The sequence below is a fragment of the Pseudomonas frederiksbergensis genome (assembly GCF_001952935.1).
Lineage (GTDB): Bacteria > Pseudomonadota > Gammaproteobacteria > Pseudomonadales > Pseudomonadaceae > Aquipseudomonas > Aquipseudomonas frederiksbergensis.
In genome coordinates this window covers 953442-978292 of sequence record NZ_CP018319.1, presented here as the reverse complement: position 1 = coordinate 978292, position 24851 = coordinate 953442, and the positions used below count along the sequence as shown (strand labels likewise).

17 protein-coding genes and 2 pseudogenes are annotated in these 24851 nt (G+C 61.2%); 6 read left to right on the top strand and 13 right to left on the bottom strand.

The window, feature by feature from the left end; genetic code table 11:
* Positions 1-122 precede the first annotated feature (122 nt).
* The 13 genes and pseudogenes from gcvP to gap form a co-directional block, all read right to left on the bottom strand.
* Positions 123-2975 (bottom strand): aminomethyl-transferring glycine dehydrogenase, encoded by a 2853-nt coding sequence (gene gcvP / locus PFAS1_RS04880; RefSeq protein ID WP_076028393.1) that lies wholly within the window; start codon positions 2973-2975, stop codon positions 123-125.
* Positions 2976-2986: 11 nt separating this feature from the next.
* A complete protein-coding gene (gcvH, locus tag PFAS1_RS04875; protein ID WP_076028392.1) occupies positions 2987-3370 on the bottom strand; it encodes a glycine cleavage system protein GcvH in 384 nt (127 codons plus the stop codon).
* A 422-nt stretch (positions 3371-3792) separates the two neighbouring features.
* Positions 3793-5301 (bottom strand): sigma-54-dependent transcriptional regulator, encoded by a 1509-nt coding sequence (locus PFAS1_RS04870; RefSeq protein WP_076028391.1) that lies wholly within the window; start codon positions 5299-5301, stop codon positions 3793-3795.
* A gap of 203 nt (positions 5302-5504) precedes the next feature.
* Positions 5505-6836 (bottom strand): CoA transferase, encoded by a 1332-nt coding sequence (locus tag PFAS1_RS04865; protein ID WP_076028390.1) that lies wholly within the window; start codon positions 6834-6836, stop codon positions 5505-5507.
* Positions 6837-7019: 183 nt separating this feature from the next.
* A pseudogene (locus PFAS1_RS30325) lies at positions 7020-7547 on the bottom strand (methyl-accepting chemotaxis protein); the annotation flags it as partial.
* A gap of 378 nt (positions 7548-7925) precedes the next feature.
* Positions 7926-8885, bottom strand: a pseudogene (locus PFAS1_RS30320) (methyl-accepting chemotaxis protein); the annotation flags it as partial.
* A gap of 451 nt (positions 8886-9336) precedes the next feature.
* Positions 9337-9732, bottom strand: coding sequence for a YbaN family protein (locus PFAS1_RS04855; protein ID WP_076028388.1), 396 nt, complete (start codon positions 9730-9732; stop codon positions 9337-9339).
* A 164-nt stretch (positions 9733-9896) separates the two neighbouring features.
* Positions 9897-10499, bottom strand: coding sequence for a biliverdin-producing heme oxygenase (locus tag PFAS1_RS04850; protein WP_076028387.1), 603 nt, complete (start codon positions 10497-10499; stop codon positions 9897-9899).
* Between the two features lie 113 nt (positions 10500-10612).
* The gene (locus PFAS1_RS04845; RefSeq protein WP_076028386.1) at positions 10613-13204 is read right to left on the bottom strand and encodes a TonB-dependent receptor; all 2592 of its coding nucleotides are present in this window, start codon (positions 13202-13204) and stop codon (positions 10613-10615) included.
* 122 nt (positions 13205-13326) lie between these two features.
* Positions 13327-14235, bottom strand: coding sequence for a FecR family protein (locus tag PFAS1_RS04840; protein ID WP_076028385.1), 909 nt, complete (start codon positions 14233-14235; stop codon positions 13327-13329).
* Between the two features lie 183 nt (positions 14236-14418).
* Entirely contained in the window at positions 14419-14937 is a 519-nt protein-coding gene (locus PFAS1_RS04835) for an RNA polymerase sigma factor (protein ID WP_033056830.1), read from the bottom strand.
* A gap of 90 nt (positions 14938-15027) precedes the next feature.
* Complete coding sequence (locus PFAS1_RS04830) at positions 15028-15492, bottom strand: methylglyoxal synthase (protein WP_076028384.1); 465 nt, start codon at positions 15490-15492, stop codon at positions 15028-15030.
* Between the two features lie 27 nt (positions 15493-15519).
* Positions 15520-16521, bottom strand: coding sequence for a type I glyceraldehyde-3-phosphate dehydrogenase (gap, locus tag PFAS1_RS04825; RefSeq protein WP_074879402.1), 1002 nt, complete (start codon positions 16519-16521; stop codon positions 15520-15522).
* Positions 16522-16741: 220 nt separating this feature from the next.
* On the opposite strand from gap, the gene edd reads away from it, so the two are divergent.
* The 6 genes from edd (at position 16742) to PFAS1_RS04795 (ending at position 24828) form a co-directional block, all read left to right on the top strand.
* The gene (gene edd / locus PFAS1_RS04820; protein ID WP_074879399.1) at positions 16742-18568 is read left to right on the top strand and encodes a phosphogluconate dehydratase; all 1827 of its coding nucleotides are present in this window, start codon (positions 16742-16744) and stop codon (positions 18566-18568) included.
* Complete coding sequence (locus tag PFAS1_RS04815) at positions 18565-19515, top strand: glucokinase (protein WP_076028383.1); 951 nt, start codon at positions 18565-18567, stop codon at positions 19513-19515. Before edd ends, PFAS1_RS04815 begins: the two co-directional genes overlap by 4 nt.
* A 177-nt stretch (positions 19516-19692) precedes the next feature.
* Positions 19693-20424, top strand: coding sequence for a response regulator (locus PFAS1_RS04810; RefSeq protein WP_010457397.1), 732 nt, complete (start codon positions 19693-19695; stop codon positions 20422-20424).
* Complete coding sequence (locus PFAS1_RS04805) at positions 20414-21883, top strand: ATP-binding protein (protein WP_076028382.1); 1470 nt, start codon at positions 20414-20416, stop codon at positions 21881-21883. The genes PFAS1_RS04810 and PFAS1_RS04805 overlap by 11 nt, the downstream gene beginning before the upstream one ends.
* Before the next feature lie 260 nt (positions 21884-22143).
* Positions 22144-23403: a D-mannose isomerase gene (locus PFAS1_RS04800; RefSeq protein WP_076028381.1), complete on the top strand. Its 1260-nt coding sequence runs from the start codon at positions 22144-22146 to the stop codon at positions 23401-23403.
* Positions 23404-23520: 117 nt separating this feature from the next.
* A complete protein-coding gene (locus PFAS1_RS04795; protein WP_074879388.1) occupies positions 23521-24828 on the top strand; it encodes an ABC transporter substrate-binding protein in 1308 nt (435 codons plus the stop codon).
* The last annotated feature ends 23 nt before the right edge of the window (positions 24829-24851 follow it).

Here is a 24851-nt window from a genome sequence, read left to right as displayed (position 1 = left end):
CGAAAGCGGTGGGTCAGGCAATGTTGAGTGACTGATCCACCGCTTTCGCGAGCAAGCCCGCTCCCACAGGGGGGATGCGGTGTTCTTGAAAGTGAGGGCAGGCGAACCCGCCCCACACTGTTTTAAGCGTAGCTTTCGATCGACGGGCAGGCGCAGATCAGGTTGCGGTCGCCGAACACGTTGTCGACGCGACCGACCGGTGGCCAGTACTTGCCTTCGATCAGCGACGCAACCGGGTACACCGCTTGCTCGCGGCTGTACGGATGCGTCCAGTCACCAACGATTTCCGCGGCGGTGTGCGGGGCGTTTTTCAGTGGGTTGTCGTCCTTGTCCAGGGTGCCGTTTTCCACCGCGCGAATTTCTTCGCGGATGCGGATCATGGCGTCGCAGAAGCGGTCCAGTTCTTCCTTGGATTCGCTTTCGGTCGGCTCGATCATCAGCGTGCCGGCGACCGGGAACGACATGGTCGGGGCGTGGAAACCGAAGTCGATCAGGCGCTTGGCGACGTCATCGACGCTGATGCCGCTGCTGTCTTTCAGCGGACGCAGGTCGAGGATGCACTCGTGGGCCACCAGGCCGTTGCTGCCGGTGTACAGCACCGGGTAATGCTCTTCGAGGCGACGGGAAATGTAGTTGGCATTGAGGATCGCCAATTGCGACGCACGCTTGAGCCCGGCACCGCCCATCATCCGAATGTACATCCAGGTGATCGGCAAAATGCTCGCGCTGCCGAACGGTGCGGCGCAGACCGCGCCTTCCTTGCGTTCCATAGTGCCGTGACCCGGCAGGAACGGCGTCAGGTGCGACTTGACGCCAATCGGACCAACGCCCGGGCCGCCACCGCCGTGCGGAATGCAGAAGGTTTTGTGCAGGTTCAGGTGCGACACGTCGCCGCCGAACTTGCCCGGCGCGCAGAGGCCGACCATCGCGTTCATGTTGGCGCCGTCGATGTACACCTGGCCGCCGTGGTCGTGAATGATGCCGCAGATTTCGCGGATGCCTTCTTCGAACACGCCGTGGGTCGACGGGTAGGTGATCATCAGCGCGGCGAGGTGTTCGCGGTGCTCGATGGCCTTGGCGCGCAGGTCTTCGATGTCGACGTTGCCGCGGGCATCGCAGGCGGTGACGACCACGCGCATGCCGGCCATGTTGGCGGTGGCCGGGTTGGTGCCGTGGGCCGAGGACGGGATCAGGCAGATGTCGCGGCGGTCTTCGCCACGGCTCTGGTGATAGGCGCGGATCGCCAAGAGGCCGGCGTATTCACCCTGGGAACCGGCGTTCGGTTGCAGCGAGATCGCGTCGTAACCGGTGGCGGCGCAAAGCATCGCTTCCAGTTCGTCGGTCAGTTGCTGGTAGCCGGCGCTTTGCGCGGCCGGGGCGAACGGGTGCAGGGCGCCGAATTCGGCCCAGGTCACCGGGATCATTTCGCTGGCGGCGTTGAGTTTCATGGTGCAAGAACCCAGCGGGATCATGGTGCGATCCAGTGCCAGGTCCTTGTCGGCGAGCTTGCGCAGGTAGCGCATCAGCTCGGTTTCCGAGTGGTAGCGGTTGAATACCGGGTGGCTGAGGATTGGCGACTGGCGCAGGAGCGCGGCCGGGATTGTGCTTTGTACGGAAGCGGCGAGGGCGGCGAAGTCCGGCAGGGTTTGGCCGTCAGCCAGCAGGGCCCACAGCGTTTCCACATCGGCTTGCGACGTGGTTTCGTCGAGGGACAGGCCCAGACGCTCGGCATCGACCACGCGCAGGTTGATCTGCTGGGCACGCGCCTTTTCGTGCAACGCGGCGGTGTTGGCGCCGGTTTTAATCGTCAGGGTGTCGAAGAAGCTGGTTTGCTCGACGTTCAGACCCAATGCGCTCAAGCCTTTAGCCAGAATCGCGGTCAGGTGATGTACGCGGTTGGCAATCTGGGTCAGGCCTTTCGGGCCGTGGTACACGGCGTACATGCTGGCGATGTTGGCCAGCAAGACTTGCGCGGTGCAGATGTTGCTGGTGGCCTTCTCGCGGCGGATGTGTTGCTCGCGAGTCTGCATCGCCAGGCGCAGGGCCGGCTTGCCGAAACGGTCCACGGACACACCGACCAGACGACCCGGCATGTCGCGCTTGAACGCATCCTTGGTGGAGAAGTACGCCGCGTGCGGGCCACCGAAGCCCAGCGGCACGCCGAAGCGTTGCGCGCTGCCGATGGCCACGTCGGCACTGAATTCACCCGGTGGGGTCAGCACGGTCAGGGCCAGCAGGTCGGCGGCGACCGCCACCAAGGCGTTGGCGGCGTGGAAGCGCTCGGTCAGTTCGCGGTAATCGAAGACATCGCCGTTGCTCGCCGGGTATTGCAGCAGGGCGCCGAAGAATGGCGTCACGTCTGTCAGTTCAAGTTCATCGCCGACCACCACGTCGATGCCCAACGGCTCGGCGCGGGTGCGCAGCACGTCAAGGGTTTGCGGGTGGCAATGCACGGAGGCGAAGAAGGCGTGGCTGCCCTTGTTCTTGCTCAGGCGTTTGCAGAAGGTCATCGCTTCGGCGGCGGCGGTGGCTTCATCCAGCAGCGAGGCGTTGGCGATCGGCAGGCCGGTGAGGTCGCTGATCAGGGTCTGGAAGTTCAGCAGCGCTTCGAGACGGCCCTGGGAAATTTCCGGCTGGTACGGGGTGTAGGCGGTGTACCAGGCCGGGTTTTCCAGCAGGTTGCGCAGGATCGGCGACGGTGTGTGAGTGCCGTAGTAGCCCTGGCCGATAAAGGTCTTGAACAGCTGGTTTTTGCCGGCGATGGACTTGATCAAGGCCAGGGCATCAGCTTCGCTCAGGCCGTCTTCGAGGCCGAGGACGCTGGTGCCCTTGATGCTGTCGGGGATGACGCTGGCGCTCAGGGCTTCCAGGGAGTCGAAGCCGAGGCTGTTGAGCATGGCTTGCTCGTCACCGGCGCGCGGACCGATGTGGCGGGCAATGAATTCGTTGGCGGTGGTCAGGCTTACTTGAGTCATGTCAGCGCTCCTCAGGCTTCGGCGTTGGCTTTGATCAGACGGTCGTAAGCGTCTTGATCCAGCAGTTTGGCGACAGCCGATGCATCGGTAGGCTGGAAGCGGAAGAACCAGCCTTCGCCCAGCGGATCTTCGTTGACCAGTTCAGGGCTGCTGTCCAGCGCCGGGTTCACTTCCAGCACTTCACCGTCCAGTGGCATGTACACGCCGCTGGCAGCTTTTACCGATTCCACGGTGGCGGCTTCAGCGCCTTTGTCGTAGGACTGCAGCTCAGGCAGTTGTACGAAAACCACGTCGCCCAAGGCGTTCTGTGCGAAAGCGGTGATGCCGACTGTGACGGTGCCGTCAGCTTCGGTACGCAGCCATTCGTGATCTTCAGTAAAACGGAACTCGCTCATGGAAACTCCTAAGGGGGCCAGACTCGTCTGGTGGACGCGATTGAATACTCGGCAATGCCGTACTTTATGGATGGTTACTAAGCAAAAACGCGGCCAATGTTTTTTTATTGTTATAAATCAATAGCTTAGATGTTGTAATGGGGCGCAGGGAATTATTGACTGTAGCGAATTCGCTACAGCCAGTAGCAAAGAAAAAAGCTTAAGTGGATCAAAGCCTTGCACAGCGGTGATTGGGAGAGGGTGTAGCGATATCGTTCCGCTGTAGCGCTTTCAGTACAGATATAGGTCGCTTTTGGGTTGAGTAAATGATCGTTCCCACGCTCCGCGTGGGAATGCAGCCCGTGACGCTCCGCGTCACTGGACGCGGAGCGTCCCTAGAGGCATTCCCACGCGGAGCGTGGGAACGATCAACCGAGTAGAACCTATGGCTTATTGGGAATGCCGTACTTGCGCAATCGATGGGCGATGGCGGTGTGGGAGGTTTGCAAGCGACTGGCCAGTTGGCGGGTCGAGGGGTAGCTGACGTAGAGTTTTTCCAGCAGGGTCTTCTCGAACTCTTCCATCGCCTGTTCGAGGCTGTCGACGTCGCTGTCGCTCTGACGCGCCACGGAGGTGCCGGCGATATCGAGGTCGCCAATGTCGACCAGGCTGCTTTCGCAAATCGCAGCAGCGCGGAAGATCACGTTCTGCAATTGCCGCACGTTGCCCGGCCAGCGATTGCCCAGCAGTGCCGGATAGGTGCCGGGCGCCAGGCGACAGACCGGGCGCTGGATCTGCGCGCAGGCCTGCTGCATGAAGTAGCGGGCCAGCAGCAGGATGTCCTGACCGCGTTCGCGCAGGGGCGGGACTTCGACGTTCAGGACATTGAGGCGATAGAACAGGTCTTCACGGAACGAACCTTCACTGACCATTTTTTCCAGGTTGCGGTGCGTGGCGCTGAGGATCCGCACATTGACCTTGACCTCACGATCCCCGCCCACCCGGCGGAAGCTGCCGTCGTTCAAGAAGCGCAGCAACTTGGCCTGCAAGTACGGCGACATCTCGCCGATCTCATCGAGAAACACCGTGCCCTGGTTGGCCAGTTCCATCAGCCCCGGTTTGCCGCCCCTTTGTGCGCCCGTGAAGGCGCCGGGGGCGTAGCCGAACAGTTCGCTTTCGGCGAGGTTCTCCGGCAAAGCCGCGCAGTTCAGCGCCAAAAATGGTGAACCGTACCGAGCACTGATGGCGTGGCAGGCACGCGCCACCAGTTCTTTGCCGGTGCCGGTTTCGCCCTGGATCAGCAACGGCGCATCGAGCGCCGCAACGCGCTGGGCGCGGGCCTTGAGGGTGCGAATCGCCGGAGATTCTCCGAGCAGTGCATCGAACCCTTCGGCGTGGTCGTGATGCAACGCCGACAGGCGTTCGCCGATACGGTTGGGTTGATACAAGGTCAGCAGGGCGCCGGCGTCGGTAATCGGTGTGGCGTCCAGCAGTAACGTCTGGCCGTTGACGGTGACTTCCCGCAGCGGCAGGCGGAAACCGTTTTCCAGCAGGGCTTCGAGCAGTGCCGGGTCGGCGAACAGGTCGGCGATGCTTTCGCCGTCAGGCTCGCGACCGTACAACGCAATCAGTGCCGGGTTGGCCAGCAGCACCTTGCCGGCACTGTCCAGCGCCAGGACCGGGTCGGTCATGGCCGCGAGCAGCGCATCAAGCTGCAGGTGCCGACGCTGACCGGGAAGAATGTCAACCACCGTCACCGCTTGCACGCCGCGCACGCTGAACAACGCATCGCGCAGTTCTTCGAGAACTTCCGGGCTCAGGGTCGGGGCGTCGATGTAGACGTTGGGCGGGACCATTTCCACCGCATCCAGATTGAGATTGCGCCCACCCAGCAGGGCCAGGACTTCCTGGGTAATGCCGACGCGGTCGATGAAGCTGACGTGGATACGCATGGGGCGTTTTTGGGTTCTGGAGTGCGGAGGGTGGCAAGTATGCCTTGGGGCGGGCCAATGGTGAAATCCTGCGCGGGAGTTCTAATTGATCGTTACCACGCTCCTGCGCGGGAATGCATCCCCTGACGCTTCGCGTCAGTGTGGACGCGGAGCGTCCATGGCGGCATTACCATGCAGGAGCGTGGGAACGATCAGTCCGGCAGTCACCACCACTGCGCGCGATGGGAGCCCAACTCCGAAGCCGCCAGTGTCCACTGCAACGGCGTCCCCGTAATCTTCAGCGGTACATGAAGTCGATGCGCCGGGCCCCAAGGCGTCTGCTCAATCACCAGCCCTTGATCGTTGTCATCCTCCGCCCGCAACGGCTCATCTGTTCCCGCGCCGTTTTCAATCAGCAACTTCGCGGTACGCGCCAACGATAAGCGCGCCGAGCCACTGCGCCCCAATAATCGAATCGCAGCGGCCGCCATCAAATAGCCGGTGGCGTGATCGAGCGCTTGCAAGGGCAATGGCGTCGGTTTGTCCGCGCGTTTCCACTGCATGCCGGCGTCGGCAATTCCGCTGCTCATTTGTACCAGGCTGTCGAAGCCACGGCGGTTCTGCCACGGGCCGCTCCAGCCGTAGGCATTGAGGCTGACGTCGATCAGTCCGGGCGCCAGTTTCTGGCGTTCGGCGGCGCCGTAACCCAGGCGTTCCAGTGCGTCGGCGCGGTAGCCGTGGAGCAGAATGTCGGCGTCCTTGAGCAGGCTTTCGAACACCGCGCGATCAGCCTTGTCGTGCAGGTCCAGGCGCGCACAGCGTTTGCCCATGGTGACTTCCGGCACCACGCCCGGTTCGTTCCAGTTCGGTGGGTCGATGCGCAAAACGTCGGCGCCGAGGCCGGCCAGGAAACGGCTGGCGATCGGGCCGGCAAGCACTCGAGTCAAATCCAGCACCTTGATCCCGGCAAGCGGTTGCGCCACCGAACCTTGCCACGGTTTCGCGTTCTGGCGGCTTTTGTCAGCCAACTGAATCAGCGGCTCGGCGTTCACCGCCTGACCTTGGGGATGCGCTTGCCATTGCGCCCAGCTACGCATCTCGGCGGCGCAGCCACCGGCATCGACTACGGCCTGCTCCAGATCGCTTTTGGCCCATTGAGCAACCTTGCTCGCCATCGCTGCACGGTCGGCACAGGCACCGAGCACTTTTTCGGCTGCGGCGCGGTGATGAGGCGCGTTGGTGTGCAGGCGGATCCAGCCGTCTTTGGCTGCGTAGTCACCGGCGACGGGGTCCCAGAGTGGCGGGACGCTCCAGCCTATCGGGCGGATCGAGGTGGCGAACCAGAAAGAGGCGAGGCGGCGGTCGACCTCAAGGGAGGGTAGGCGACCGGTTTGTTGCTGCAGCCATTCGCTGACAGCCTGACCGGCAGCGGCAATGCTGGCGCTCGCCAGGTCGGTGACGGCAAACGCCGAGGGCAGGGCGCCGCTCGAGGTGAACTTGACCTGGGTGTGAGGCAAGCCGAGTGCGGCTTGAATGGACGTGAGTAAACCAGTCATCGAAGGCCCTCCGGGAGAGGGCCTGATCATAGATCAAAAAATTGCCAGACCGGATGAAATCCCCTTGTGGGAGCGGGCTTGCTCGCGAAGGCGGTGGGTCAGCAACATTGATATTGACTGACACTACGCTTTCGCGAGCAAGCCCGCTCCCACAGGGGATTTTCTGCGGTCATGGAAGTTGGGTTACACCCGAAACTGATCCATCAATTTCATCTGGTGCGAGGTCAGCGAGTTGAGGTGGCTACTGATCTGCGCCGATTCGGTGGCCTGACTGGTCAGGGTTTCGGTGACGGTGCGGATTGCCGAGACGTTGCGGTTGACCTCTTCGGCCACCGCGCTTTGTTGTTCGGCGGCGCTGGCGATTTGCAGGTTCATGTCGCTGATGACCGTCACTGCGTCGCTGATTTTGCTCAAGGCCTGCACCGCTTGCTGGATCTGCCCGGCGTTGCTGTGAGCCTGGGTCTGGCTCGAATGCATCGTGGCCACCACGCCGCGAGTGCCGGTCTGGATGCGCTCGATCACGATGCGGATTTCTTCCACCGAATCCTGGGTGCGTTTGGCCAGGTTGCGCACTTCATCGGCGACCACCGCAAACCCGCGACCGCTTTCGCCGGCACGCGCCGCTTCAATCGCCGCGTTGAGTGCGAGCAGGTTGGTTTGCTCGGCGATGCTGCGGATCACCTCCAGCACCGAGCCGATCTGCTCGCTGTTGACCGCCAACGCTTCGACTTCGGTCACGGCCTTGCTGACTTCGTCGGCCAGTTGATTGATGTCGCGGGTGCTGCGTTCGATGATCTGCATGCCGTCGCGGGCCGACTGGTCGGCACCCTTGGCCGCGTTAGCCGCGTTCGAGGCACTGTTGGCGACATCGTGGGCGGTGGCACTCATTTCGTTGGACGCGGTGGCGACCTGGTCGATTTCGCGGAACTGCACTTGCATGCCTTCGCTGGTCTGACGGGCGATTTCCGAAGACTGGTCGGCGGTGCCACGCGCATCGGTGATGCTTTGTTTGATCTGCGCGATGGTCGGTTGCAGCTTGTCGAGGAAGCGGTTGAACCAGCTCACCAGTTCGCCGAGTTCGTCTTTCTTGCTGTAGTGCAGACGCTGCGTCAGGTCGCCGTCGCCGCTGGCAATCGCCTTGAGCATCTCGGCCACGCTGTTGATCGGCCGGGTCACGCCGGACGCCGTGAGCCAGATCAGCAACAACCCGACCAGGCCGGCAATCACTGCCACCAAAACGGCTTTGATCGTGCCGCTTTGCTGGGCGTCATCGAGTACGGTTTGCAACTTGACCGAGTCGGCCAGCAGCACTTGTTTTGGCAGGTCGATCACCACGCCCCAGGCTTTGGAATCGGCAATCGGACTGACCGGGTACACCGCGCGGATCAGGTCGCCCTGTTCGAGAATCTTCGGTGTGCCGGCGCTGAGCAATTGCAGGACGTCCTTGCCGTCTGCGCCCAGGGTGTCGCCGATGCTTTTGCCGACCTTGCTGGCGTCCACGCTGTAACCGGCGAGTACGCCGCTGCCGGAGACGATCAGCATGTGCCCGGCGCTGTTGAACAGATCGCGTTGGGAATCGACAGCCGCCGCTTGCAGCGCGTCGAGGGCGATGTCCACACCAACCACGCCGATGGACTTGCCCTCCACCAGCAGCGGTACGGAAATGGTGGTCATCAGCATTTCCTTGCCGGCGACGGTATCAGCATACGGGTCGAGCAGGCAGGTGCGTTTGCTGTCGCGAGGGCAGGTGTACCAGCTGTTGTAGGGCGTGCCGCTGAGGCTCAAGGTGGTTTTGGTCATGTCGTCTTCGACCATGATCGTGTTGATCCCGACACCGCCGGCACGGCTCCAGTAGCTGGCAAAACGACCGGCTTCGTTGGATTGGCGAGCGGCATCGTTGGCGAATTCGCTGTCCTTGCCGTCGAGGCCATTGGGTTCGAATGCCAGCCAGATGCCGAGCACTTTGCTGTTGCGTTCGAAGGCGGTTTTCAGGCTCTGATTCAACTCTTCACGCAGGGCACCGGCGTCAAGGGAGCGCGTGCTCGCCATGTTGCGCAGGTCCTTGATCTGATCGGCCAGGGCGGTCACCACCAGCAGGCTTTCACCGAAGGTCTTCTGCACCCGCACCGCTTGCTCGGCGGCCTTGGCCTGGAGCAGGTTCTGCACGCTGGCGGTGAGCATCTTGCTGCTGGAGGCGCTGACCAGTTCATCGTTCTGATCGGTCTGGTAGATGTTCATGCCGACGATCAGGACGACCACGCCCAGCAGGCACAGACCGGACAGCAGGACGATTTTCAGGCGGATGGACAGAGAGTCGAACATAGGACGAGCTCGCGAATGGATGAGGTGTTGGCTGTGAGTCGGGGTCGACCCAATTCGCCAAGTCCATTCAGCGCCATTTAATGCTCATCGGCGTGGGCAGAGGTTGCATGAACGCTAAGCCGACGAACGGTAGCAGGTGAACGTTTGCGCAGGAAAAAGCCCTGAAAAGCGCAGGAATTCAGGAAATTGTCGGCAATGATTCCGGCCGCGACCAGATCCACAGATTGCCCAGGCTCATGCCGGCAATCGCCAGAAAGATCGGCCAGCCAGGTTCGAGCATCACCAGCATCAACCCGGCGCACAGCAGCATGCTCACGGTGGCACTGACCTTGGCGCGGCGGGCGATGATTTTGCCGTTGCGCCAGTTGCGCAGGATGGAACCGAACAGCCGATGGTTTTCCAGCCAGGCACTCAGGCGCGGCGAACTTTTGGTCGCGGCCCAGGCGGCCAGCAGGATGAACTCGGTGGTCGGCAGGCCGGGTACGACGATGGCGATCAGGCCGATGGCCAGGCTGATGTAGGCGAGCAGGCCAAAGAGGATTCGGGCGAGTTTTGAGGAGGAAAGGTGAGGCATTGGACTCAAGTTGCGCGACTAAAGCTTGATCGGGATCGTGCAGGCACACTCGGTCCCTTGTAGGAGTGAGTGTGCTCGCGATAGCGGTGGGTTAGGCGGCAATGATGTCGACTGACACTCCGTCATCGCGAGCAGGCTCACTCCTACAGAGGGGATGTGTTTCTTCAGGCGAGTTCTGGGGTGTAGGCCTGCTCGAGCAACACCGTGAAGCGGTTGAACGCGTCGATTGCGCCTTTATCCAGCTCGGCTTCCTCTTGTGCGCTGAGTTCCAGCCCGTCGAGGGTTTTGACGAAGCTCTTCCAGCCTTCAGCACGACCACCGGCCGGTTCACCGAGATGGCGAGCGCCAAAGGTTTCGCTCAAGCCGAGACCCACCGCACGCTTGATCAGGAACGCCGCGCCAAGTTTCGAACCTTCCGACACGAACAGCCAACCCAGCGCCTCGGCTTTGGCTGGATTCTTCACCGCCCCGGCGACGGGGGCCGGCACTTCGGTTTCCAGATCGGCCAGGTCAGCCTTGGCCGCGTCAGCACGGCAGCGGGCAGGCAGGTCCGGGACGATGGCGGTCAATTCGGCATCGTTGTACAGCGACACCAGTTCCGACTGAAACAAATACTGAGCCACCACGAAACGGGCGAAGTTGGCCTGGGTTTCGAACGGTGCGTGGGCTTTGACCAAGGCATCAAGCTTGGTATGAGGTTTGTTTGTGATCTGGTTCAAACGTTGCGAACGCAGAGCAGGGCGTTGAGCAGTGTCCTGAGTGGTCATGAGAAGTCCTTGAGAAAAGAGGCGCTTGGTAACGAGACGAACAACAAGGTGCGTGACAGTAAAAAAACCTCACTGCGCCACTTCTGTGAAAGCGGCGAAGTGAGGGGGCAGGGTCAGATATCCCAGACCAGATTGACCGCGAAGTTGCGACCCGGTTGGGTCAGGCGATCCAGGTTGGCCGGGCTCAGCACTGCCGCTTCGCCGACGCTGTCGTAACCGCGCACGTCATCCCACAGCCAGTACTTTTTGTCGGTCAGGTTGTAGACGCCAGCGCTGACGGTGACATCGTCGGTGACTTTGTAGAAACCGGTCAGATCGAGCACGCCGAAACCCGGCGACTTGAACTGGCTGCTCACACCGTCCGGCGACTTGAAGTTGCTGTCATCGACGCGATCCTTCTTCTTCACCAGTGTCCAGCTGAGCAAACCGCCATAGTTGTCCTGGTCGTAACCTAGACCGAACACACCGGTCAGCGGGTTGACGCTGTTGATCGGCTCGCCGGTGTCGTTGTTGCGGCCGTAGGCGTAGGCCACCGAGCCCTGGGTGTAGAGACCTTGCGGTGCGCCGAGCGCGTCGAGGTTCAGGCGGCCCTTGATCTCTGCGCCCTTGATGGTTGCGTGTTTGATGTTGTTGCTCTGGAAGGTCAACTCGCTGTAACCGGGGGTGACAGCGTCTTCGTTAATGAAGTCGCGGTATTTGTTGTAGAACACCGCGACATCGAACGAGCCGGACTCGAAGTTGCCGCGCAGGCCGGTTTCGTAGCTTTTGCTTTTTTCCGGTTCCAGATCCGGGTTCGGCGCCACGCTATAGCCGGTGGTGGTGTTCTCGAAGCGCCCGTACAGCGCCTTGGCGGTTGGCGTGCGGAAACCTTCAGCGTACTGGCCATACCAGGTGTACTGATCGGTCAGGGCGTAAGTCAGGCCGAACTTGGGTGAAACCTTGTTCCAGGTTTTGTTCTCATCGCTGACGGTACCGCGACCGTCGGCGGCCACGGTATTGAGGAACTCCTGGGTGATGTGCGGCTTGAGCTGGGTGTAGTCGTAGCGCAGGCCCGGCAGGAAGGTCCACTTGTTCCAGCTGATCTCGTCCTGGGCGAACAGGCTGTAAGTATTGATGGTCGGGTCGGGGAAATCGCTGGATTTCTTCAGCACATCGGCCGCGCTGGTCGCGCCGACGGCCGTACAGCCGCGACCGACCGCCAGGCACTTGCCGTCGCCGCTGCGCGAGCCGGTGACTTTCTGTTGTTTGAGGGTGGTGCCGTAAGTCAGCAAGTGCCCGGTGTCAGCGATGTTGAAGGCTTTATCCAGTTGGGCATCGAAGACCCACTGTTTCTCTTCGTAAAGCGTATCGCGGGTGCGCAGCACTCTACGGGTCATCGGGTAATAGAATTCTTCGGTGCTTTGATCGGTTTTGGCGATCTGGTGGTTCAGGCTCCACTTGACGTTGTCTGCCAGCAGGCTGTCGAGTGCGAAGCTGTGTTCCAGGCCGAAGCGCTCACGGGTAATGGTGTCGTTGCCGGTGCGCCACTGGTACATGCCGCCGGGCAGCATGCTGTTCGGGATCGTCGGCTGGCCGTTGAAGTACGGGCCGCCATAAGCGCTTTTCTGATCGGAGTCGCGATCGTCCTTGTACTTCTCGTAGGTCAGTCCAAGGCGTGAATCTTCGTTGTAGTTCAAGCCGATCTTGGCCAATACGTTGGTGGCTCGTACGTCTTCCGGGTTGGCCGCGGTACGGTCCAGACCGGTGCCGTTGTTGCTGCCAAAGGAATCGGTTTCGTGACCGTCGCGCTGGCTGTAGTGCAGCAAGCCATCGAACTGATCGGCGCGGCCGGCGACGGTGGCGGACTTCAGCCAGCTCTCGTCAGCGGAGCTGTACCCGGTTTTCAGGCGAGCACCGACGTCCTGGCCGGGCTTGATGATGTCGTCCGCGTCGAGGGTGAAATAGCTGACCGCGCCGCCGATGGCGTTGCTGCCGTAAAGCACCGAGGCCGGGCCGCGCAGAATCTCGACGCGCTTGATGATTTCCGGGTCGACGTAGTTACGCTGGGTTTTGGCATACGGGCCGTTGAAGAAACCGTTCGGAATCTCGACTCCGTCGATTTGGGTCAGGATCCGGTCGCCGTCGATGCCGCGAATGTTGTAGCCGCTGATTCCGCCGCGGGTCCCGGCACCGCCCACCGAGACGCCCGGTTCGTAGCGCACCAGATCCTTGATGGTATTGACGTTGTTGCGGTCCAGCTCTTCACGGGTGTGAACGGTGACGGTGCTCGGCACGCTGGCGATGCTTTGTTCCTGGCGAGTGGCGCTGATGGTCACCTGGTCCAGGTTGAGCGCGCTGCCGTTGCTGCGCTTCTCCAGCACGATGTTATTGGAGCCCAGTTTGCGATAGCTCAGGTTGGTTCCCACCAACAGGCGATCAAGGGCTTTCTCTGGCGGCAGCGAACCCCGCACGCCCGGCGAGGCCACGCCTTCAGCCAGTTCTGCTGGCAAGCCGACCTGCCAACCGGTCACGGCGGTAAAAGCATTGAGTGCCGAGACCAGCGACTGCTGAGGGATGGCGAACGCGTAATCGCCCATGTTGCGGGTCGTTTGCTCTGCCGCGGTGGCGGCGTAGAGCTGCGCGCTGCCGGCCATCAGGATGGCGGCGGCCAGCAGCGACAGCACGCGAGAAGGTGAAGAAGGTTGGCGGGTGAGGCGAGAGGACATCGATAGCGCTCCGTGTCGCACGAATCTTTATAGGTGCTGATCGGCATCTGAAGGTGCGAATCAATTGCATTGGCTATAACGAGACGTACGGGAGTTGGCTATCGAGTAAAAATAATTCTCATTTAGTTCAAGATCACTAGCGCCGGAAATTCCTGGAGCCGTGCCGAGGTGATCTGGGCCAGCGAGCGGACCACGTCCAACGGCTGGTCGAGGCGGTAATTACCGGTGACGGCGATGTCGGCCAACTGCTCGTTGTTGTTGATGATCCAGCCGGGATAGTAACGTCGCAGCTCCGCCAGCACCTGGCTCAGCGGGCAGTTTTCGAACACCAGTCGGCCCTGGACCCACGCCAGGTCGGTCGCGGCGTCGAGTCTGGCGGGGCGATCAAAGCCGTTGGGGCCGATGCGGATGCTTTCTCCGGCGGACAATCGAATTCGCGCGTCGTCGCGGGTCGCTCGCAAGTCGACATCCCCACGCTGCACCCGAACCTGTGCCACGCCGTCCAGATAGCGCACCGCAAACGCGGTGTCCCGCACGCTGGCCTTGACCGGCCCGGCGTCGATTTCCAGCGGCTGGCCGCGGTCGGCCGCGACCTCGAAAAACGCCTCGCCCTGATACAAACGGGCAACGCGCTGTTGATCGTTGATGGTGCTGGAGAAGGCCGAATTGGTATTGAGCAGGACCTTCGAGCCATCCTCCAGTTGCAGCCGCTGGCGTTCACCGACCACGGTCAGGTGATCGGCCTGCAGGCGAATCGGCAGATTGCTGAAGCTGAACAAACCGAGGATCAGCACGGCAGCGGTGGCCAAGGGTTTCCAGTGGGGGCGCAGGCGCGACAGGGCGGTCACTTTCGGCGGCCGGGCAGCCAGGCTTTGCGCGCATTGCCCGACCTGCGGGCCTTCCCAGATCGCCTGAGCCTTGGCGAACGCCTCGGCATTCAACGGATCGGCGGCCAGCCAGTCGTGAAACTGTCGGGTTTGTTCCTCGCTCGGACTGTCCAGCACGATCAGCCAGTCCAGGGCCTGATCCATCGCGCTTGCGGGGTCCCGCGCCGGAGGGGCGGGGGAGGCACTGGGAGCGTGTCCGTCACGGTGTTTCCTCGGCAGTGTCTTGGCACCGCTGTTTTTTTAGTGAAGCTCGAAAGTGGGGCAAGGGTAGCAAAGCCCGATAGCCAGTGCAGGTCATCCTCACACATAGAGAATTAACCTACAGATTCAGTCGCCGTTTAACCGCTCGGCCACGCCGATGCAGATCGCCATAATCAATTTCAGCTCCTTTTGCACCGTGCTCAACGACACGCCGAGCTTCTCGGCGATCTCCAGATAGCTGTGCCCGTGCAGACGGCTGAGGATGAAAATCTGCTGCTGACGGGCGCTGAGTTCATTGAGGCTCACGTTCAAGCGCTCAAGCAATTGTTCGGCATGGGCGGCGTCCTCGGCACTGCTGGCGGGGGCGGCGACGCTTTCCACCACGTCCAGCGGCACGTCGTCGAGCATCGTGCGGGACTGAATACGCCGCGCACGCAAATGGTCCAGCGCCAGGTTGCGGGCGGTCTGGAAAACGAAGGGTTCAAGGTGATCGATGGCCCGCTCGCTGAGCGCCCGGGTCACTCGCAGGTAGGTCTCCTGCAGGAGGTCTTCGGCGGTGCTGTGATTGTTGACCATCCGCTCCAATGTGCGCAGCAGAGAGACTCGCTGAGCGATGAAGACGTGATTGAAGCGAGATTGACTCACGGGAGGACCTGATCCATTTCGAGCGAATGATAATGCTTATCATCCGCTCGAGTGGTCAAGTATTGATTTGTGAAGCTGATTTCCGAAGGGCTAGGCGCGGCCCAACAGATAGGTCGCGTAATCGGGGATCCGATGGTCGTGCGCCTGTTCCATCATCGGACTGCTGAGCAGGTAGTCGGCGCTGCATTCATTACACGCCACCGGAATGTTCCATACTGCCGCGACTCGCAGCAATGCCTTGATATCCGGATCGTGCGGTTGTGGTTCGAACGGGTCCCAGAAGAACACCAGCATGTCGACCCGCTGCTCAGCGATTCGCGCACCGAGTTGCTGGTCGCCGCCCAATGGGCCGCTGATCATGCTCTCCACAGGCAAATCCAGGCGTTGTTGCAACAACAACCCGGTGGTGCCGGTGGCGACCAGTTCATGCTGTGCGAGCCGGTCTTTCTGTCGCTCGGCCCAGTCCAGCAAAAACACCTTGCAGTGGTCATGGGCGACCAAGGCAATACGCTTGCGCGCTGCCATGGTCTTTTGCGTAAAGCTGATACCGATCATCGGTGCTGCTCCTGCTCGTAGCTTCGCTTACTCGGCGTTGCACAGCGCCAGGCAGTTATCGAGCATGCGGTTGGAGAAGCCCCATTCGTTGTCGTACCAGGCCAGCACCTTGAGCAGCTTGCCGCTGGACTTGGTGTGGTTGGCGTCAAAGATCGACGACAGCGGGTTGTGGTTGAAGTCGCTGGAGACCAGCGGCAGGGTGTTGTAACCGAGAATCTTCGAGTGCTGGCTGGCTTCTTTCAGCAGTGCGTTCACTTCATCGGCCGACGCTTCGCGCTTGAGTTGCACGGTCAGGTCCACCAGCGACACGTTGATTACCGGCACACGTACCGACATGCCGGTCAGTTTGCCCGCCAGTTCCGGCAGCACCAGACCGACGGCTTCAGCCGCGCCGGTTTTGCTCGGGATCATGTTCTGGGTGGCCGAGCGCGCACGATACGGGTCGACATGATAGACGTCGGTCAGGTGCTGATCGTTGGTGTAGGCGTGAATTGTGGTCATCAGGCCGCTTTCGATACCCAGCTCGCGGTGCAACACCTGGGCCACCGGGGCCAGGCAGTTGGTGGTGCACGAAGCATTGGAAATGATCTGGTGCGATTGGCGCAGAATGTCGTGGTTAACGCCATACACCACCGTGGCGTCGGCACCTTTGGCCGGGGCCGAGATGATCACTTTGCGTGCACCGGCCGTAATATGCGCCGCGGCTTTGGCGCGATCGGTGAACAAACCGGTGCATTCGAATACAACGTCGATCTGCTCGGCAGCCCACGGCAGCTCGGCCGGGTTGCGAATGGCGCTGACAGAAATACGGTCACCGTTGACGGTCAGGCTTTCCCGATCATGCTGGACATCGGCATCGAACGTGCCGTGAACAGTGTCGTACTTGAGCAGATGAGCGTTCATCTCGCTGTCGCCCAGGTCATTGATGGCAACAATCTGCAGATCCTGGCGATACCCTTGGGTATACAGTGCGCGCAGGACGTTACGGCCAATTCGGCCAAAACCATTGATTGCGATTCGAAGAGTCATTTAACAGGGCCGCCGTCGTTTTGTTGTTGGAATTACAAGATTATTCGCATAAAAATAGAAAACAAGCCTTTTTAATGGCAATATTTTGTTCAATCTACAACGAGTGACCTGAATCAACTGGTCCGACCGATCAAGAAAACCGTCTGTCATCCCATCGACAACGGCTCTTGCTCAGCATAGACAATCAGGTCGCCACATCCGTTAGCCTGGAGTTCTAAACATGCATCCCCGCGTCCTTGAGGTCACCGAACGGCTTATCGCCCGTAGCCGCGCCACGCGTGAGGCTTACCTTGCACTGATTCGTGGTGCTGCCAGCGACGGTCCCATGCGCGGCAAGCTGCAATGCGCCAACTTCGCCCATGGCGTGGCCGGTTGCGGCACCGACGACAAGAACAGTCTGCGGATGATGAACTCCGCGAACATTGCGATTGTTTCGTCCTATAACGACATGCTCTCGGCGCACCAGCCGTACGAAGTCTTTCCTGAACAGATCAAAAAGGCCCTGCGCGAAATCGGCTCCGTCGGCCAGTTCGCCGGCGGCACCCCTGCGATGTGTGATGGCGTGACCCAAGGCGAGCCGGGCATGGAGCTGAGCCTGCCGAGCCGTGAAGTGATTGCGCTGTCCACCGCCGTGGCGCTGTCCCACAACATGTTCGACGGCGCGCTGATGCTCGGCATCTGCGACAAGATCGTCCCGGGCTTGATGATGGGCGCGCTGCGTTTCGGTCATCTGCCGACGATTTTCGTGCCGGGCGGGCCGATGGTCTCGGGCATTTCCAACAAGCAGAAAGCCGATGTGCGCCAGCGTTATGCCGAAGGCAAGGCCAGCCGCGAGGAGCTGCTGGAATCGGAGATGAAGTCCTACCACAGCCCCGGTACCTGCACCTTTTACGGCACCGCCAACACCAACCAGTTGCTGATGGAAGTCATGGGCCTGCACTTGCCCGGCGCCTCTTTCGTCAACCCGAACACCCCGTTGCGCGATGCCCTGACCCGTGAAGCGGCGCATCAAGTCACGCGTCTGACCAAGCAGAACGGCGACTTCATGCCGATCGGCGAAATCGTCGACGAGCGTTCGCTGGTCAACTCCATCGTGGCCCTGCACGCCACCGGCGGCTCGACCAACCACACCTTGCACATGCCGGCGATCGCCATGGCGGCGGGCATTCAACTGACCTGGCAGGACATGGCCGACCTCTCCGAGGTGGTGCCGACCCTGAGCCACGTCTACCCGAACGGCAAAGCCGACATCAACCACTTCCAGGCGGCGGGCGGCATGTCGTTCCTGATCCGCGAACTGCTGGAAGCCGGCCTGCTCCACGAAAACGTCAACACCGTGCTCGGTCACGGCCTGAGCCGCTACACCGTGGAACCGTTCCTCGATAACGGCGAACTGGTCTGGCGCGAAGGCCCGATCGAAAGCCTCGACGAAACCATCCTGCGTCCGGTCGCTCGCGCGTTCTCGCCAGAGGGCGGCTTGCGGGTGATGGAAGGCAACCTCGGCCGCGGTGTCATGAAAGTGTCCGCCGTCGCGTTGGAAAACCAGGTCGTCGAAGCACCGGCGATGGTGTTCCAGGATCAGCAGGATCTGGCCGATGCGTTCAAGGCTGGTTTGCTGGAGAAGGATTTCGTCGCGGTAATGCGCTTCCAGGGCCCGCGCTCCAACGGCATGCCGGAGCTGCACAAGATGACGCCGTTCCTCGGCGTGCTGCAGGATCGCGGCTTCAAAGTGGCGCTGGTCACCGACGGACGCATGTCCGGTGCGTCGGGGAAAATCCCGGCGGCGATCCACGTCAGCCCCGAAGCATATGTGGGCGGCGCTTTGGCGCGGGTGCAAGAGGGCGATATCATTCGCGTCGATGGCGTCAAAGGCACTCTGGAGCTTAAGGTGGACGCCGAAGAATTCGCAGCGCGCGAACCTGCCAAGGGCCTGTTGGGCAATAACATCGGCAGCGGTCGCGAACTGTTTGGTTTCATGCGCATGGCCTTCAGCTCCGCAGAGCAGGGCGCCAGCGCCTTTACTTCTGCCCTGGAGACGCTTAATTGAAACTGGCTTTGGTCGGTGACATCGGAGGCACCAACGCACGTTTTGCGTTGTGGAAAAACCAGCAGCTGGAATCGGTCCAGGTGCTGGCAACGGCCGACCACGCCAGCCCGGAAGAGGCGATTGCCCTCTACCTGAGCGGGCTTGGCCTGGCGTCCGGTTCGATCGGTTCAGTGTGCCTGTCGGTCGCCGGCCCGGTGAGCGGCGATGAATTCAAGTTCACCAACAATCACTGGCGACTTAGCCGCAAGGGGTTTTGCAAGGCCTTGCAGGTGGATCAACTGTTGCTGGTCAACGACTTCTCGGCCATGGCGCTGGGCATGACCCGTTTGCAGCCCGGCGAATTTCGCGTGGTCTGCGAAGGCACGCCGGAACCATTGCGGCCGGCGGTGGTGATCGGTCCGGGAACTGGCCTCGGTGTTGGCACGTTGCTGGATCTGGGCGAAGGGCGGTTTGCCGCATTGCCGGGGGAGGGCGGTCACGTCGATTTGCCGCTGAGCAGTCCGCGGGAAACTCAGTTGTGGCAGCACATCTTCAATGAGATCGGCCATGTCAGTGCTGAAACGGCCTTGAGCGGCAGTGGTTTGCCGCGGGTCTATCGGGCGATTTGTGCGGTGGACGGGCATGAACCGGTGCTCGATACCCCGGAGTCGATCACGGCGGCCGGCCTGGCCGGTGACCCGATTGCCCTGGAAGTGCTTGAGCAGTTCTGCTGCTGGCTGGGTCGTGTGGCCGGCAACAACGTGCTGACCACCGGTGCGCGCGGCGGTGTGTACATCGTCGGTGGAGTGATTCCGCGGTTCGCCGATTTCTTTGTCGAAAGCGGTTTCGCGCGATGCTTTGCCGACAAGGGCTGCATGAGCGATTACTTCAAGGGCATCCCGGTGTGGCTGGTGACGGCGCCGTATTCTGGGTTGATGGGCGCGGGCGTTGCGCTCGATCAGGCTTGAAATGCGATCAAATGTGGGAGCGGGCTTGCTCGCGAAAGCGGTGTGTCAGTCAACGATGATGTTGGATGTGATGGCCCCTTCGCGAGCAAGCCCGCTCCCACAATGGGTTTTGTGGTGTTTGTAGATTCTTTGCTTAAGGCATAATCCGCCCAATTCAAACAACAAGGACGCCGCCCCGTGAGCTCAGTCAACAAGTCGATTTTGTTGGTCGATGACGATCAAGAGATACGCGAGTTGCTGGACACCTACCTGACCCGCGCCGGTTTCCAGGTTCGTACCACGCCCGACGGTGCAGGCTTTCGTCAGGCGATGAACGAGGCGCCGAGCGATCTGGTGATCCTCGATGTGATGCTGCCGGACGAAGACGGCTTCAGCCTCTGCCGCTGGATCCGCCAGCACCCGCGTCAGGCGCAGGTGCCGATCATCATGCTTACCGCCAGCTCCGACGAAGCCGACCGCGTCATCGGTCTGGAACTGGGCGCCGACGATTACCTCGGCAAACCCTTCAGCCCGCGTGAATTGCAGGCGCGCATCAAAGCCCTGTTGCGCCGCGCGCAGTTCGGGCAGGAGCGTTCCGGTGGTGAAGTGCTGGCCTTCGATGACTGGCGGCTGGACATGGTCAGCCATCGGCTGTTCCACATCGACGGCGAGGAAGTGATTCTTTCCGGTGCCGATTTCGCGCTGCTGAAACTGTTCCTCGATCACCCTCAGGAAATCCTCGACCGCGACACCATCGGCAACGCCACCCGTGGTCGTGACTTGATGCCGCTCGACCGCATCGTCGATATGGCCGTCAGCCGTTTGCGCCAGCGTCTGCGCGACACCGAAAAACCGCCGCGGCTGATCCGTACCGTACGCGGCAGCGGCTACCAACTGGCCGCCAATGTGGTTGCCAGCAATGGCCACTGAGTTTTTTCGCAAAGTCGCCGCGCGGATTCCCGTGCCGCGTTCGTTGCTCGGGCGGATGTTGCTGCTGACGCTGTTGGCGGTATTGTTTGCCCAGACGTTGTCGAGCGTGATCTGGGTCTCGCAATTGCGTGCCACCCAGCTTGAAGGCCTGGTCACCAGCGCCCGAAGCCTCGCTCATTCGATGACCGCCAGCGTCAGTTATTTTCGCTCGCTGCCGGTAGCGTTTCGGCCATTGGTACTCGACCAGTTGCGCAGCATGGGCGGCACCCGTTTTGTGGTGACGCTCAACGACAAACCCTTGGGCATGGAAGTGTTGCCGATCACCCCGCGCAAGGAAGCTGTGCTCAAAGCGGTGGATGAAGTGCTGCGCCAGTCCCTGGGCCAGGACACGGATATCTCGGTGACGTTCGTCAGTCCTGAAGACCTGCGGATCTTCAACGGCGGCCTGAAACTCGATGAATTGCCGCGCTCCTGGGCGCACTACGCGCTGACCCTGGAACCGGTGAATCCGCCAGTATTGGTCACGCAAATCCAGATGGCGCCGGGCGAGTGGCTGTACATCGCCTCACTGTTGCCCGAGCCCTACACCAGTCTTGAAGAACAAGGCCTGCCAGCGCAGCAAGTCTGGTTCATCGTGCTCACCAGCGGCTTCTTGCTATTGTTCATCGGCCTGCTGGTGCACTGGCAGAGCCGGCCGCTCAAGCGTTTGGCGCGGGCAGCACGGGACATGTCCCTCGGCGCCGAAGTCGAGCCAGTGGCGGAGGGTGGCGGCAGTGAAGTGGTCGAAGTCGGCCGCGCCTTCAATGCGATGCGCGAACGCATCAGCCGTTACCTGACCGAGCGCAGCCAGTTGTTCAGCGCGATTTCCCATGACTTGCGCACGCCGATTACCCGCTTGCGGTTACGCGTTGAACTGCTCGAAGACGAAACGCTGCAAGCCAAGTTCGGCCGTGATCTGGATGAGCTGGAGCTGCTGGTCAAGGGCGCGCTGCAATGCGTGAAAGACACCGACATCCACGAAAACATCGAGCCGGTGGACCTCAACCATGTCCTTGATTGTCTGGTGGAGCCGTATCTGGCGCCCAACGGCAATGGTCGCGTCACTCAGCAAGGGCGTGCGCTGGCGGCGTATCCAGGGAAGCCGTTGGCGCTCAAGCGTTGCATCGGCAACCTGATCGACAACGCCTTGAAGTACGGGCAGAAAGCGCATTTGCACATTGATGACGACCAGAGTGCGTTCATCCTCCATGTGGACGATGAAGGGCCGGGCGTGCCGGAACAGCGCATGGAGCAGGTGTTCGAGCCGCACTTCCGCCTGGCCGGACAGCAGCAGGGTTATGGGTTGGGGTTGGGAATTGCGCGAAATATTGCGCATAGCCATGGCGGTGAGGTCAGCCTGCAGAATTTGCGTGAGGGCGGGTTGAGGGTGACGTTGCAGTTACCGCGTAGTGTTGATTAGCCTGTGGCGAGGGGCTTGCCCCCGTTGGACCGCGAAGCGGTCCCAAACAGTCACCACGGTTTACCTGGAAGAAATGTATTGGCAGATTTGCGACTGCTTCGCAGCCGAACGGGGGCAAGCCCCCTCGCCACAAGTAATCGCTCACCCCAATATCTCGGTCAATGTCACAACCCGGTGACATAACTCGCCCCCTTCGTTACAAGCCCGCTACCGCCCGTTGTTTAGACTGCCCCCAGTCATAACAACAAAAAAGGCACCCCATGGACATCTTCCAACCCGCTTTCAGCAGTTGGCTGAACGCCCCCGCGCATCAGCAATGGCTCGCCGCCGAAGGCCTGCGGCTGCTGGCGTTTGCCAAGGCTTCGAAGCTTTCCGAAGGTTTCGGCAATCTTGATGAAAAGGGCTGCCTTGCGGCCAACGCCCACGCCGAAACCATGAACACCGCGCGCATGACCCACAGCTTCGCCATGGCCCACATCCAGGGCTTGCCGGGTTTCGCCGAGCTGGTGGATCACGGCGTCAACGCCCTCAGCGGCCCATTGCGTGACGCCGAACACGGCGGCTGGTTCGCTGCTCCCGAGCATCGCGACGGCAACACCGATAAAGCCGCTTACCTGCACGCCTTCGTCGCGCTGGCCGCCAGTTCTGCGGTGGTCGCTCAGCGTCCCGGCGCGCAGGCTTTGCTCGACGATGCGATCGACATCATCGACACGCATTTCTGGAGTGAGGAGGAGGGCGCGATGCGCGAATCCTTCAACCGCGACTGGAGCGTCGAGGAAGCCTATCGCGGCGCCAACAGCAACATGCACGCCACCGAAGCCTTTCTCGCGCTGGCCGATGTCACCGACGACAACCGTTGGCTGGTCCGCGCCCAGCGCATCGTCGAGCGGGTGATCCACGGTCACGCCGCCGCCAACGATTACCTGGTGGTCGAGCATTTCGACCGCGACTGGCAACCCTTGCGCGAATACAACCACGACAACCCGGCCGATGGTTTTCGCCCCTACGGCACCACGCCGGGTCACGGTTTCGAATGGGCCCGGCTGATGCTGCATCTCGAAGCGGCGCGGGTTAAGGCCGGGATGCTCACGCCGGGTTGGCTCTCCACCGACGCGCAAAAACTCTTCGACCATAACTGCCGTCACGGCTGGGATGTCGACGGGGCGCCGGGGATTGTCTACACCCTCGACTGGGACAATCGCGCCGTGGTTCGCCATCGCCTGCACTGGACCCATTGCGAAGCCAGCGCCGCCGCCAGCGCGTTGCTAAAACGCACAGGCGATACGCAATACGAGCGCTGGTACCGACTTTTCTGGGAATTCTGCGACAGCCATTTCATCGACCGCGAAAGCGGCAGCTGGTACCACGAACTCGATCCGCAGAACCGCCCGAGCGCCGATATCTGGGCCGGTAAACCTGATCTTTATCACGCCTGGCAAGCCGTGTTGATCCCGCGATTGCCTCTGGCGCCAAGCATGGCGACTGCCCTGGCACAGTTATCCCAGAGCGCTCCTGTGTAACCATGTGGTGACATTCGAACGTCCCTTCGTTACCTGCGAAGGGGCATCCCCTGTTTAGAATCCTATGCAGCGCAAGCACCAGACTTGCATGCATAACAACAAGAAAGGTACTACTAGATGAATGCGATTTCTCGCCTCGCTACTGTCATTTCTCTCGCGTCACTGCTTCCCCTGTCTGCATTCCCGCTGAGTGCGCTTGCCGCCGATTCCAAAGGTTCGGTGGAAGTCGTTCACTGGTGGACCTCTGGTGGCGAAAAAGCCGCGGTCGATGTCCTGAAGGCCCAAGTCGAAAAAGACGGCTTTACCTGGAAGGACGGCGCAGTCGCCGGTGGCGGCGGTTCCACTGCCATGACCGTACTCAAAAGCCGCGCCGTCGCCGGTAATCCGCCGGGCGTTGCCCAGATCAAAGGTCCGGACATCCAGGAGTGGGGCAGCACTGGCCTGCTCAGCACCGACACCCTCAAAGACGTTGCCAAGTCCGAAGGCTGGGATGGCCTGCTGTCGAAGAAAGTCTCCGACACCGTCAAGTACGAAGGTGACTACGTCGCCGTGCCGGTGAACATTCACCGCGTCAACTGGCTGTGGATCAACCCGGAAGTCTTCAAGAAAGCCGGGATCGAAAAAGCCCCGACCACCCTCGAAGAATTCTATGCCGCTGGCGACAAGCTCAAAGCCGCCGGCTTCATCGCGCTTGCCCACGGTGGCCAGCCTTGGCAGGACAGCACCGTGTTTGAAGACGTGGTGCTCTCGGTCATGGGCGCCGACGGTTACAAGAAAGCCCTGGTAGACCTGGATCAGAAAACCCTCTCGGGCGCCGAGATGACCAAGTCGTTCACCGAGCTGAAAAAACTCACCGGCTACATGGACCCGAACCGCGCCGGTCGTGACTGGAACATCGCTGCTGCCGACGTCATCAACGGCAAGGCCGGCATGCAGATGATGGGCGACTGGGCGAAGAGCGAATGGACCGCTGCCAATAAAGTAGCCGGCAAGGACTATCAGTGCGTGCCATTCCCGGGCACCGAAAAAGCCTTCACCTACAACATCGACTCGATGGCTGTGTTCAAGCTCAAGGCCGATCGCAAAGGCGACATCGCCGCTCAACAAGACCTGGCCAAGGTCGCGCTGGGTAAAGACTTCCAGAAAGTCTTCAGCATCAACAAAGGCTCGATCCCGGTGCGCACCGACATGCTTAACGACATGAGCGCGCTGGGCTTCGATTCTTGCGCTCAAGCGTCCGCCAAGGATTTCCTGGCTGACGAGAAGACGGGCGGCCTGCAACCGAGCATGGCGCACAACATGGCCACGTCCCTGGCTGTGCAGGGCGCGATCTTCGATGTGGTCACCAACTTCATGAACGACAAGAACGCTGACCCGGCCAAGGCCAGCGCGCAACTGGCATCGGCTGTCAAAGCTGCCCAGTAATCCCTGACGCCGCGTGACCCCTG